Annotated in this window: 11 protein-coding genes; 9 read left to right on the forward strand and 2 right to left on the reverse strand. The window is 55.8% G+C overall.

Going from position 1 to position 12172, the window contains the following annotated elements; translation table 11 throughout:
* Nucleotides 1-4: 4 nt before the first annotated feature.
* From ampG to AC559G_RS24530, 7 genes are all read left to right on the forward strand, one after another.
* Nucleotides 5-1483, forward strand: a complete 1479-nt coding sequence (gene ampG, locus AC559G_RS24500) for an MFS transporter (protein WP_498915261.1) — start codon at nucleotides 5-7, stop codon at nucleotides 1481-1483.
* Between the two features lie 427 nt (nucleotides 1484-1910).
* Complete coding sequence (gene cyoA, locus AC559G_RS24505) at nucleotides 1911-2870, forward strand: cytochrome ubiquinol oxidase subunit II (protein ID WP_498915263.1); 960 nt, start codon at nucleotides 1911-1913, stop codon at nucleotides 2868-2870.
* 4 nt (nucleotides 2871-2874) lie between these two features.
* A complete protein-coding gene (cyoB, locus tag AC559G_RS24510; protein ID WP_438599905.1) occupies nucleotides 2875-4866 on the forward strand; it encodes a cytochrome o ubiquinol oxidase subunit I in 1992 nt (663 codons plus the stop codon).
* A complete protein-coding gene (locus AC559G_RS24515; RefSeq protein ID WP_095845610.1) occupies nucleotides 4856-5470 on the forward strand; it encodes a cytochrome o ubiquinol oxidase subunit III in 615 nt (204 codons plus the stop codon). Before cyoB ends, AC559G_RS24515 begins: the two co-directional genes overlap by 11 nt.
* Nucleotides 5470-5808, forward strand: coding sequence for a cytochrome o ubiquinol oxidase subunit IV (locus AC559G_RS24520; RefSeq protein WP_095845611.1), 339 nt, complete (start codon nucleotides 5470-5472; stop codon nucleotides 5806-5808). The genes AC559G_RS24515 and AC559G_RS24520 overlap by 1 nt, the downstream gene beginning before the upstream one ends.
* Before the next feature lie 17 nt (nucleotides 5809-5825).
* A complete protein-coding gene (gene cyoE / locus AC559G_RS24525; RefSeq protein ID WP_438599906.1) occupies nucleotides 5826-6716 on the forward strand; it encodes a heme o synthase in 891 nt (296 codons plus the stop codon).
* 187 nt (nucleotides 6717-6903) lie between these two features.
* On the forward strand, nucleotides 6904-8268 hold the full coding sequence (locus AC559G_RS24530) for an MFS transporter (protein WP_498915265.1): 1365 nt from the start codon (nucleotides 6904-6906) through the stop codon (nucleotides 8266-8268).
* A 48-nt stretch (nucleotides 8269-8316) separates the two neighbouring features.
* Here the strand turns inward: AC559G_RS24530 and AC559G_RS24535 are convergent, their stop codons facing one another.
* Nucleotides 8317-8808 carry a YajQ family cyclic di-GMP-binding protein gene (locus AC559G_RS24535; RefSeq protein ID WP_438599908.1) on the reverse strand — a complete coding sequence of 164 codons (492 nt, stop codon included), beginning with the start codon at nucleotides 8806-8808 and terminating at the stop codon, nucleotides 8317-8319.
* 321 nt (nucleotides 8809-9129) lie between these two features.
* Here AC559G_RS24535 and panE point away from each other — a divergent pair, with 321 nt between their 5' ends.
* Nucleotides 9130-10041 (forward strand): 2-dehydropantoate 2-reductase, encoded by a 912-nt coding sequence (gene panE / locus AC559G_RS24540; protein ID WP_438599909.1) that lies wholly within the window; start codon nucleotides 9130-9132, stop codon nucleotides 10039-10041.
* Nucleotides 10004-10594, forward strand: coding sequence for a protein deglycase YajL (yajL, locus tag AC559G_RS24545; protein ID WP_346078768.1), 591 nt, complete (start codon nucleotides 10004-10006; stop codon nucleotides 10592-10594). The genes panE and yajL overlap by 38 nt, the downstream gene beginning before the upstream one ends.
* Nucleotides 10595-10650: 56 nt before the next feature.
* On the opposite strand, the gene thiI is transcribed toward yajL, so the two are convergent.
* Nucleotides 10651-12099, reverse strand: a complete 1449-nt coding sequence (gene thiI / locus AC559G_RS24550) for a tRNA sulfurtransferase (RefSeq protein ID WP_498915267.1) — start codon at nucleotides 12097-12099, stop codon at nucleotides 10651-10653.
* Between the last annotated feature and the right edge of the window lie 73 nt (nucleotides 12100-12172).

A 12172-nucleotide genomic window follows, 5' to 3' on the forward strand; every position in this document is an offset into this window, starting at 1 on the left:
TCCCATGTCGAAACAGTATCTGAATATCTTCACCCAGCGTAACTCCGCCATTCTTCTGCTGATGGGCTTTGCTTCAGGCCTGCCCCTGGCGCTGACCTCCGGCACGCTGCAAGCCTGGATGACCGTTGAAAACATCGATCTGAAGACCATCGGCATTTTCTCGCTGGTCGGGCAGGCGTATGTGTTCAAGTTCCTCTGGTCGCCCTTTATGGATCGCTACACGCCGCCGTTTCTCGGCCGGCGGCGCGGCTGGCTGCTGATCAGCCAACTGCTCCTGGTGGCGGCCATTGTGGCGATGGGCTTTATGCAGCCCGCTCAGCATCTGTGGTGGCTGGCGGCGCTGGCCGTGCTGGTGGCCTTCTGTTCCGCCTCGCAGGATATTGTGTTCGATGCTTATAAAACCGACCTGCTGAGCGCGGAAGCGCGCGGCGCCGGTGCGGCGATCTCGGTGCTGGGCTACCGGCTGGCCATGCTGGTGTCCGGCGGGTTGGCGCTTTGGCTGGCGGATCGCTACCTCGGCTGGCAGGCGACCTACTGGCTAATGGCCGCGCTGATGCTGATCGGCGTCGCCGCCACCCTGATGGCGCCCGAACCGGATGAGCAAGTGCCGGTGCCGCGCAGTATGGAACAGGCGGTGGTCGCGCCGCTGCGGGATTTTTTCGCCCGCAATAACGCCTGGCTCATCCTGCTGCTGATCGTCATGTATAAGATGGGGGATGCCTTCGCCGGCAGCCTGAGCACCACGTTTTTGATCCGCGGCGTCGGCTTCGACGCGGGGGAAGTGGGCCTGGTGAACAAAACCCTTGGGCTGTTCGCCACTATCGTCGGCGCGCTGTTCGGCGGGGTGCTGATGCAACGCCTGACGCTGTTCCGCGCCCTGATGCTATTCGGCATCCTGCAGGCGGTATCAAACGTGGGATATTGGATCCTGTCGGTGACCGATAAAAACATCATCACCATGGGCAGCGCCATCTTTCTGGAAAACCTGTGTGGCGGCATGGGCACGGCGGCCTTTGTCGCCTTGCTGATGACCCTGTGCAACAAATCCTTCTCCGCCACCCAGTTTGCTTTATTGTCCGCCCTTTCCGCCGTTGGCCGCGTTTACGTCGGGCCGATCGCCGGTTGGTTCGTTGAAGCGCACGGCTGGCCGCTGTTTTATCTGTTCTCTATCGTCGCCGCGCTGCCGGGGCTGTTCTTGCTGGCGGTATGCCGGCAAACACTGGAATACACCCAGAACACCGACAGCTTCCTGCCGCGCACCGAGTACCGCAACGCCTACCGTTGGGCGCTGCGCCTGCTCACCGCCGGGTGCGCCCTGCTGGGGCTTTGGCTGTTGCTGTTGATCGGCAACGCGCTGGGTTGGCTCAACCTACCGGCGCTCGCCGATAAAACGTTAGAGGCCGGCGCGCTCCTAAGCGTAGCCGGCATTGCAATGGGTAGCCTGCTCGACTATTTGGCGCTGCGCCGCACCCGCTTGGCGTAATACTGCGGCAGCCGGTTTTTTCCGGCTGCCGCAAAATATGTCGTAACCAAATTTATTTAAAAAGAATCGCCCTAATTATTTTCAGCCGCAAACGCCAGCAAAAAAATAAAAATAAATACACCTTTTAACTACATTTATTTTACATTAAATATACTTCCGTTTTTGTTTAAAACATGGTCGCTAAAGCGTATAGTCGCTCATAACCGTTGCTTTTCCAGAACATACGGCCAGAGTGCGGCAATGCACTACGGCAACACATTGTTGCCATTGGTAATTGTCACTCAGCAGTAACATCTGTGACCCCCTTAACAGAAAGTGTCAACAAGGCGCTGACACTCCTTGAAGCGTGTTTACAGTGTTGCAACCTTCCCGTAAAATGCCCGCACACATGAAACGACAATAGAGCCTTTGTAATTGAGGTCGTTAGATGAGACTTAAGAAATACAATAAAAGTATTGGGATGCTGTCATTAATTGCATCCACTGTATTGCTCAGTGGCTGTGATACCGTGTTGATGAATCCCAAGGGAGCAATAGGCGTTGAACAACGAACACTGATACTCACTGCGATCGCGTTGATGCTGATTGTCGTGATACCAGTTATCTTTATGGCGTTTGCCTTTGCCTGGAAGTATCGTTCCTCCAACAAAGACGCCAAGTACAGTCCTAACTGGTCGCACTCGAACAAGATTGAAGCTGTCGTCTGGACCATTCCTATCATTATCATCGCTATCCTGGGCACCATCACCTGGAAAACGACCCACGCGCTGGATCCGTTCAAGCCAATTGTCTCCGACAAGAAGCCGATGACGATCGAAGTGGTGTCGCTTGACTGGAAATGGCTGTTCATCTACCCGGAACAAGGGATTGCGACCGTTAATGAACTGGCTTTCCCGAAAGACGTTCCCGTCGAATTCAAGATCACCTCTAACTCGGTAATGAACTCGTTCTTTATTCCTCAGTTAGGTGGGCAAATTTATGCGATGGCCGGGATGCAGACCAAACTGCACCTGATCGGCAATGAAGCAGGCGAATACAAAGGTATTTCCAGCAGCTTCAGCGGCCGCGGGTTCTCCGGCATGAAATTCACCGCGATCGTCACCCCAACCGAAGGCGACTTCGACCAGTGGGTAGCCAAGGTGAAAGAATCGTCTAACAATCTTAATACCACCGACGACTTTAACAAACTGGCAGAGCCGAGTGAAAACAACCCGGTTGAGTACTTCTCCAGTGTCAAACCGAATTTGTTCAAAGAAACTATTGCCAAATTCATGGGCGACATGCACCAGCACCACGGCGCATCGGCTGAAGCCAACGCGCATGCAGGTATGGACATGAGCCAGGGTATGGACATGGGTGAACACGCTCACGCCGGAGCCGAGGAATAATCTGATGTTGGGAAAATTAACTCTTGATGCGGTTCCGTACCATGAACCGATCATCATGGTCACCGTTGCTGCAATTATTGTTGGAGGGCTGGCACTGCTGGCGCTGATAACGTATTTGGGCAAATGGAAGTGGTTGTGGAGCGAATGGTTGACCTCCGTTGACCATAAACGAATTGGTATCATGTACATCATCGTTGCGATGGTGATGCTGCTGCGTGGTTTCGCCGACGCCATCATGATGCGTAGCCAGCAAGCACTGGCCTCTGCCGGTGAAGCAGGCTTCCTGCCGCCTCACCACTACGATCAGATTTTCACCGCGCACGGCGTCATCATGATCTTCTTCATGGCGATGCCGTTTGTGGTCGGCCTGATGAACATCGTAGTGCCGCTGCAGATCGGCGCGCGTGACGTTGCCTTCCCGTTCCTGAACTCACTGAGCTTCTGGTTCTTTGTCGTCGGCGTGGTGCTGATCAACCTCTCCTTGGGGGTGGGTGAATTCGCTCAAACCGGCTGGCTGGCCTATCCGCCGCTGTCGGGCAAAGAGTACAGCCCCGGCGTTGGGGTCGATTACTGGATATGGAGCCTGCAGATCTCCGGCCTTGGCACCTTGCTGACCGGCGTGAACTTCTTCGCAACCATCATGAAAATGCGTGCCCCTGGCATGCCGATGATGAAAATGCCGGTGTTCACCTGGGCTGCGCTGTGCACTAACGTGCTGATTATCGTTTCGTTCCCTATTCTGACCGTTACCGTGGCGTTGCTGACCCTGGATCGCTATCTGGGCACCCATTTCTTCACCAATGATATGGGCGGCAACATGATGATGTACATCAACCTGGTTTGGGCCTGGGGCCACCCGGAAGTGTACATTCTGGTGCTGCCGGTCTTCGGGGTGTTCTCCGAAGTGACCGCCACCTTCTCGAAGAAACGCCTGTTCGGCTATACCTCTTTGGTATGGGCAACCATTGCGATTACCGTTCTGTCGTTCATCGTATGGCTGCACCACTTCTTCACCATGGGTTCCGGGGCGAACGTTAACGCCTTCTTCGGTATCGCCACGATGATCATTTCCATCCCGACCGGGGTGAAAATCTTCAACTGGCTGTTCACCATGTATCAGGGCCGCATTCAGTTCAACTCCGCCATGCTGTGGACCGTTGGCTTCATCATCACCTTCTCCATCGGTGGGATGACCGGCGTGCTGCTGGCCGTGCCGGGCGCAAACTTCGTGCTGCACAACAGCCTGTTCCTGATTGCGCACTTCCACAACGTTATCATCGGTGGCGTGGTGTTCGGCTGCTTCGCCGGCCTGACCTACTGGTTCCCGAAATCCTTCGGCTTCACGCTGAACGAAACCTGGGGCAAACGCGCATTCTGGTTCTGGATCATCGGTTTCTTCGTTGCCTTTATGCCGCTGTACGCGCTGGGCTTCATGGGGATGACCCGCCGTATCAGCCAGAACATCAACCCTGAGTTCCATCCGTTGCTGATGGTGGCTGCGGGCGGTGCGGCGCTGATTGCCTGCGGTATCCTGTGCCAGCTGATTCAGATCTTCGTCAGTATCCGCGATCGCGATCAGAACCGCGATCTGACCGGTGACCCATGGGGCGGCCGTACGCTGGAGTGGTCTACCTCTTCACCACCGCCGTTCTACAACTTCGCCATCACCCCGGAAATTCACGATCGTGACGCATTCTGGGATATGAAAGAAAAAGGCGAAGCGTACAAGAAACCGGCGAAATACGAACAGATTCATATGCCTAAGAACACCGGTGCCGGCGTGATCATCGCCTTCTTCAGCCTGGTATTCGGTTTCGCGATGATCTGGGAAATCTGGTGGATGGCGATCATCGGTTTCATCGGCATGATCGTGGTCTGGATTGCCAAGAGCTTCGATCAAGATGTTGATTACTATGTGCCTGTTGCCGAAATTGAGCGCATTGAGAACCAACACTATGAACAAATCAGCAAAGCAGGCGTGAAACATGTCAACTGATACTCTGACTAACCACAACGCGGCCCATGCAGAGCATGGGCACCACGAGGCGGGTGAGACCAAAGTCTTCGGATTTTGGATCTACCTGATGAGCGACTGTATTTTGTTTGCGAGCTTATTCGCAACTTATGCAGTACTGGTTAATGGGACCGCAGGCGGTCCCTCAGGCAAGGATATTTTCGATCTGAAGTTTGTGCTGGTCGAAACCTTCCTGCTGCTGTTTAGCTCCATTACCTACGGCATGGCGATGATCGCCATGAACAACGGTAAAGTGAGCGGCGTTAACCTCTGGCTGTTCCTGACCTTCCTGTTCGGCCTGGGCTTTATCGGTATGGAAATCTATGAATTCCATCACCTGATTACCGAAGGCTTTGGCCCGGATCGCAGCGCGTTTCTGTCCAGCTTCTTTGCGCTGGTGGGGACTCACGGGATTCACGTTGCCTCCGGCCTGATCTGGATCGTTGTGATGATGCTGCAGGTGGGCAAACGCGGCCTGACCAGCACCAACAAAACCCGCCTGATGTGCCTGAGCCTGTTCTGGCACTTCCTGGACGTGGTGTGGATCTGCGTATTTACCGTTGTTTACCTGCTGGGGGTTATGTAATGAGCCATTCATCCCATGAAACCTCTCACGGCGGCGCAAGCCACGGCAGCGTCAAGTCTTACCTGATCGGCTTTATTCTGTCGATCATCCTGACGGTGATCCCGTTTGCGATGGTAATGAACGGCGCGGCCTCTCATTCCACTATTCTGGCAGTTGTCGTCGGCATGGCGGTGATTCAGGTGATTGTTCACCTGGTTTACTTCCTGCACATGAATACCTCATCGGAAGAGCGCTGGAACCTGGTGGCATTGCTGTTTACCGCTATGATCATCGGTATTGTTGTGGTGGGTTCACTCTGGATTATGTACAACCTCAACGTCAATATGATGGTCAGTTAAGAGCCGAGCCACACGTGATGATTAAGCAATACCTGCAAGTAACGAAACCAGGAATTATTTTCGGCAATTTAATTTCTGTCGTCGGGGGATTTCTGCTCGCGTCCAAAGGGAGCATCGACTATCCCCTGTTTCTCGCCACCCTGGTCGGGGTTTCGTTGGTGGTCGCATCGGGTTGTGTTTTCAACAACTATATCGATCGCGACATCGACAAAAAAATGGAGAGAACGAAGAATCGGGTGCTGGTAAAAGGCCTGATCGCGCCGAGTGCCAGCCTGGTTTACGCTACCGTCCTGGGTATTGCCGGCTTTGCCCTGCTGTATACCGCGGCCAACCCGCTGGCCATGTGGCTGGCGGTGATGGGCTTTGTGGTTTATGTTGGCCTTTATAGCCTGTACATGAAACGCCACTCGGTCTACGGCACGCTGATCGGCAGCCTGTCCGGCGCTGCGCCGCCGGTGATCGGCTACTGCGCCGTCACCAACGAGTTCGACACCGGGGCACTTATCCTGCTGGCGATTTTCAGCCTGTGGCAGATGCCGCATTCCTATGCGATTGCCATTTTCCGCTTCAAGGATTACCAGGCAGCCAATATCCCGGTGTTGCCGGTGGTGAAAGGCATTTCCGTCGCCAAAAACCACATCACGGTCTACATACTGGCGTTTATGATCGCCACGCTGATGTTGGCCCTGAGCGGTTATGCCGGCTACAAATACCTGATTGTCGCCGCGGCAGTGAGCGTATGGTGGTTGGGTATGGCGTTGCGCGGCTATAAGGCTGAAAACGACAGTATCTGGGCGCGTAAGCTGTTTGTGTTTTCGATCGTCGCCATCACCTCACTGAGCGTGATGATGTCAATCGACTTCAGCGCCAGCACGGCGCAGGAAGCGCTGCTGACCTACGTGTGGTAAGCCATAAACACCGCCGTAATGTATGGGCCGCTTTTGCGGCCCATTTAATTTCCACCGGTAATATCTGTTAAACAACATTCGATTTACCCTCCCTGCCCCACACACTAAAATGCTCCCACTATTTTAGAAACCATTCGGCAGGCCGTGCAGCGCAATCGCCTGCCGAATGGTTTTTACCGAGGTAACAATGAACGACAATACCATGACTCCACAGGAACGGCGGGCAACCTGGGGGCTCGGCGTAGTCTTCTCGCTGCGCATGCTCGGCATGTTTATGGTGCTGCCGGTCCTCACCACCTATGGGATGGCGCTGCAAGGCGCCAGTGAGGCGCTTATCGGCTTCGCCATCGGCATTTACGGTTTGGCGCAGGCCGTGTTCCAGATCCCCTTCGGATTGGTTTCCGATCGTATCGGCCGTAAACCGCTGATTGTCGGCGGCCTGCTGCTGTTTACCCTTGGCAGCGTCATTGCGGCCGTGACTGATTCCATCTGGGGGATCATTCTTGGCCGTGCTCTGCAGGGATCCGGCGCCATCGCCGCGGCGGTGATGGCGCTGCTGTCCGATCTGACCCGCGAGCAGAACCGCACCAAAGCCATGGCCTTCATCGGTGTCAGTTTCGGCATTACCTTTTCCATCGCCATGGTGATCGGCCCGATTGTCACCCACGCCTTTGGCCTGCACGCGCTGTTCTGGATGATCGCCGTGCTGGCGCTGGCCGGGATCGCCATCACGCTGTTGGTGGTGCCCAATGCGAACAGCCACGTGCTGAACCGCGAATCGAGCATCGTCAGCGGCAGCTTTCACAAAGTGCTGCGCAACCCCAGCCTGCTGAAGCTCAACCTCGGCATCATGTGCCTGCATATTCTGTTGATGTCGAGCTTCGTGGCCTTACCGCTGGCGATGGAACAGGCAGGGCTGGCAGCGCAACAGCATTGGGTTGTTTATCTGGTCACCATGCTGGTGTCGTTTGCCGCCGTCGTGCCTTTCATCATCTATGCCGAGAAAAAACGCCGTATGAAGCGGGTTTTCACCGGCTGCGTGGTGGTTTTATTCTGCGCCGAGATTGTGCTGTGGTTTTCCGGCGCCCACCTGTGGGGCATTATTGCCGGCGTGCAGCTCTTCTTCGTCGCCTTTAATGTAATGGAAGCGATTCTGCCTTCGTTAATCAGCAAGGAATCCCCGGCAGGTTATAAAGGCACGGCGATGGGGGTGTACTCCACCAGCCAATTTATCGGCGTGGCGATCGGCGGCAGCGCCGGCGGCTGGCTGTATGGCCTGTTTGGCGCGGGTGGCGTATTCATAGCCGGGGCGTTGGTGGCCGCACTGTGGTTCCTGGTATGCCGCACGATGAAAGAGCCGCCGTACGTCAGCAGCCTGCGCATTACGCTGTCTGAACTGGCAGTGAAGGATTCAGCGCTGGAATCGCGTTTGAAAGCGCAACCGGGCGTGGCGGAAGCGATCGTGGTGGCGGATGAACGCAGCGCCTATGTGAAAGTGGATACCCAGCAGACGAATCGCCGGCAGTTGGAAGCGTTAGTCAATTCGCTGTAAAGCAAAGGGCCAGCTTGCTGGCCCTTGACACGACGGTTGGCGGGAAAGTTAATCGCGGAAGTTCTTGAACTGGAACGGCTGCCCCAGATTCCCGCCGCGCACCAGCGCCATCACGCTTTGCAGATCGTCACGCGATTTACCGGTCACGCGCACTTCATCGCCCTGAATTTGTACCTGCACCTTCAATTTGCTGTCTTTGATCAGCTTCACCAGCTTCTTGGCCTGCGAGGTTTCAATCCCCTGCTTGAGCTTAGCCTCAACGCTGTAGGTTTTCCCGCTGTGCTCCAGCGCATCCGGGATCTCCAGCGCCGCGCCGTCGATGCCGCGCTTGGCCAGCTTCTCACGCAAAATATCCAGCAACTGCTTCACCTGGAAATCAGATTCGCTGGCTACTTTGATGCTTTCGTTTTTTTCGTTCAGCTCAAAACTGGCCGGCACGTTGCGAAAATCCCAACGGGTGCCGAGATCACGTGACGCATTGTCAACGGCGTTACGGACTTCCTGCATATCAATTTCAGAAACGATGTCAAAAGATGGCATACTTCCTCCTTCTGAATACAACCTATCCCAGTAGGCGCATTGGTCATCGCCACCCAGAGCGCTTACGGGCCCGCATGGCAAATAAATTTAGCCTAAAGCAACGTTAGGCTATTCGATGGCGAGCATAATAACCGCTTTGCGCGGGAAGACAAAACCCTACGGATCGCCGTGGGGAGCCCGGCAACGCGAAAGTCTATACTGATAAGACCGCCGTTGAGCGGAACCCCGAACACCAGGGCAGAGCCCCGCAGTAGGCCGTAGCGCCCAATGACCGCCAGAGGCGCTGGCGTACTATGACGGGACACCGCCGAGGGAGGCAAGATGAAAATAACGGTTCTTGGTTGCGGCGCGCTTGGCCAGCTGTGGCTCGCCCAACTTTATCGACAAGGGCACGAGGTGCAGGGATGGCTCCGTGTGCCCCAGCCCTTTTGCCCAGTGAATGTCATTGCCCCCGACGGCAGCGTATTTAACCACAATCTCCCGGCTAACGATCCCACGCACCTGGCGCAAAGTGAACTCCTGCTGGTCACGCTGAAAGCCTGGCAGGTTTCCGGCGCGGTCAACGCCCTGCTGCCGCACCTCAACCCCCAATGCGCCGTGCTGCTTTTGCATAATGGCATGGGCACCCAGGATGAGCTGGACGCCAACAACCAGCCGATCCTGCAAGGCACCACCACTCACGCAGCGCGCCGTGACGGCACGACCATTATTCATGTGGCTAACGGCACCACCCACATCGGCCCCACCTCGCCAGGCGCCATGCACCTCAGCAGCCTGGCCGAAGTGCTGCATCAGGCGCTGCCGGACGTTGCCTGGCACAACAACATCACGGCGGCCAACTGGCGCAAGCTGGCGGTGAACTGCGTGATTAATCCACTCACCGCGCTGTATGACTGCCGTAACGGCGCGCTGCGCCAACACCTGCCGGAAGTCGAAGCCGTCTGCAACGAAGTTGCCGCCGTCATGGAGATGGAAGGTCTGCACACCTCCAGCGAAGGGTTGCTGCTGTATGTGCTGCAAGTGATCGACAGCACCGCAGACAATATTTCCTCTATGCTGCAAGACATTCGCGCCCAGCGGCACACCGAGATTGATTACATCAACGGTTACGTGCTGCGCAAGGCGCGCAGCCACGGCCGTGTGCTGGCGGAAAATACCCGATTATTCGAACTGATTAAGAAAAAGGAAAATGATTATGAGCGTATCGGCGTTGGTATGCCTGGCACCTGGTAGCGAAGAAACCGAAGCCGTCACGGCGATCGATCTGTTGGTGCGGGCCGGCGTTAAGGTCACCACCGCCAGCGTGGCGGGGGACGGCGGGCTGACCATTACCTGTTCGCGCGGCGTCAAACTGCTGGCGGATGCACCGCTGGTGACGATTGTGGATGAGCCGTTTGACGCCATTGTGTTGCCCGGCGGCCTGAAAGGGGCCGAATGCTTCCGCGATAGCCCGCTGCTGGTGGAAAAAGTCCGCCGCATGCACCTGCAAGGCAAAATCGTCGCCGCCATCTGCGCGGCGCCGGCGCTGGTGCTACAACATCACGATCTGTTCCCGGTGGGTAACATGACCGGCTTCCCCGGGCTAAAAGACAAGATTCCGCAGGATAAATGGATGGAGCGCCGCGTGGTGTTTGACCCACGGGTCAACTTGCTGACCAGCCAAGGGCCGGGCACCGCCATGGAGTTCAGCCTGAAGCTGATCGATTTACTGTTGGGGAAAGCGAAAGCGGCGGAAGTGGCGGCGCAGTTGGTGCTGATCCCGGGGATGTACGATTTCAGCGACTGATCCCTTCAAGCCGCAGCGTTGCCGGCTGCGGCCTGAAAGCGGTTCATCGTAAAGCGTTAAGGGCGATACACTTTAACGTTGGTGTAGCCTTGCTCCAGCAGGTACAGCGCCTGCAGGCGGCTCATCACCCCGCGTTCGCAGTACAGCAAATAGGTTTTGCTCTGGTCCAGATCGCCAAACTGGCTGCCAAGCTTGTAGAACGGCAGCGATTTCACTTCAACCTGCGCCAACTGCAGCGGCTTTTCATCCTGCTCGTCAATCGCGCGGATATCCAAGACCACATCGCTGGCAGCGAACGCCGCCACGGTCTCGACTTCCATTACCTGTTCCTGAACTTCGCTGGCGATAGTGCGGATATCGATGTTTTTCGCCTCGCGCACCACGCGATCGAGGATAGTGAAGTCGAACTTGCCCTCCTCCTCTTCGATCTTTTCTTTAACCGCCTTCACCGTTGGACTTTTGGAAATCACACCGCAGTATTCCGGCATGGTTTTGGCGAAGTCTTCGGTGCCGATCGTCCGTGCGATATTGATGATGTGCTCTTTATCATGGGAGATCAGCGGGCGCAGAATCAGCGTGTCTGACGCATTGTCAATCAAACGCAGATTGGTCAGCGTTTGGCTGGATACCTGGCCCAGCGCCTCGCCGGTGACCAGCGCCTGCACGCCGTAACGCTCCGCCACCTGGGAAGCGGCACGCACCATCATGCGTTTCAGCACCACGCCCATCTGGCCGTCATCAACTTTTTCCAGGATCTCGCCCACCACCGGTTCAAAATCAACCGCCACAAAACGCACTTTGTGCGAGCTGCCAAAGCAATTCCACAGGTAGTGCGCCACCTGCTTAACGCCGATTTCATGCGCCGAGCCGCCGAGGTTAAAGAAGCAATAGTGCACACGGCAGCCACGGCGCATCAGCATGTAGCTGGAAACGCCGGAATCAAAGCCGCCGGAAATCAGCGACATGACATCTTCCTGCGTACCGATCGGGTAACCGCCGATCCCTTCACGCCGCGCTTTCACCAGCATCAACTTATCGTCTTCGATCTCTAGGTTAACCGTCACCTGCGGGTGCGTCAGTTTGACCCGCGCACTGGCGATATGTTGGTTTAAGCCGCCGCCGACGTAGCGCTCCACATCCTGGGAATTAAAGTCCTGTTTGCCGCGGCGCTTAACGCGCACGCAGAAGGTTTTCCCTTCCAACTGATCGCGGTAGGCTTCCAATGTTTGTTCGAAGATATGGTGAATATCGGTATAGGCACGGTCTTCCACCTCGAGAATATGGTGGATACCGGGAATGCGCGTCAGGGCATCGGCAATCGCCGGGCGCTGGTTTTCGTCTTTAGCGCGCACCTCAATGAAATCCCAGTGCCGCACCACCGCCAGCGTTTCATCATACTGCTTCAAGACGTTACGAATGTTGGTCGTCAGGATCTTGATGAAGCGTAAACGCACAGATTGACTTTTTATGGTGATTTCAGGGAACAATTTAATGATAAACTTCATGGCGGTCTTTATAGTCAGATAAGATTTCGGGGGAAAAAGAGTCACAATATCTTCGGCGGGCGGAGTATATCAT

The organism is Gibbsiella greigii, from assembly GCF_039540155.1.
Lineage (GTDB): Bacteria > Pseudomonadota > Gammaproteobacteria > Enterobacterales > Enterobacteriaceae > Gibbsiella > Gibbsiella quercinecans.

Coding starts and splice junctions, on each gene's coding strand:
- AC559G_RS24515 (WP_095845610.1), top strand. CDS start 4,856: ATGTCAACTGATACTCTGACTAACCACAACGCGGCCCATGCAGAGCAT.
- panE (WP_438599909.1), top strand. CDS start 9,130: ATGAAAATAACGGTTCTTGGTTGCGGCGCGCTTGGCCAGCTGTGGCTC.
- AC559G_RS24530 (WP_498915265.1), top strand. CDS start 6,904: ATGAACGACAATACCATGACTCCACAGGAACGGCGGGCAACCTGGGGG.
- thiI (WP_498915267.1), bottom strand. CDS start 12,099: ATGAAGTTTATCATTAAATTGTTCCCTGAAATCACCATAAAAAGTCAA.
- AC559G_RS24520 (WP_095845611.1), top strand. CDS start 5,470: ATGAGCCATTCATCCCATGAAACCTCTCACGGCGGCGCAAGCCACGGC.
- cyoA (WP_498915263.1), top strand. CDS start 1,911: ATGAGACTTAAGAAATACAATAAAAGTATTGGGATGCTGTCATTAATT.
- yajL (WP_346078768.1), top strand. CDS start 10,004: ATGAGCGTATCGGCGTTGGTATGCCTGGCACCTGGTAGCGAAGAAACC.
- ampG (WP_498915261.1), top strand. CDS start 5: ATGTCGAAACAGTATCTGAATATCTTCACCCAGCGTAACTCCGCCATT.
- AC559G_RS24535 (WP_438599908.1), bottom strand. CDS start 8,808: ATGCCATCTTTTGACATCGTTTCTGAAATTGATATGCAGGAAGTCCGT.
- cyoB (WP_438599905.1), top strand. CDS start 2,875: ATGTTGGGAAAATTAACTCTTGATGCGGTTCCGTACCATGAACCGATC.
- cyoE (WP_438599906.1), top strand. CDS start 5,826: ATGATTAAGCAATACCTGCAAGTAACGAAACCAGGAATTATTTTCGGC.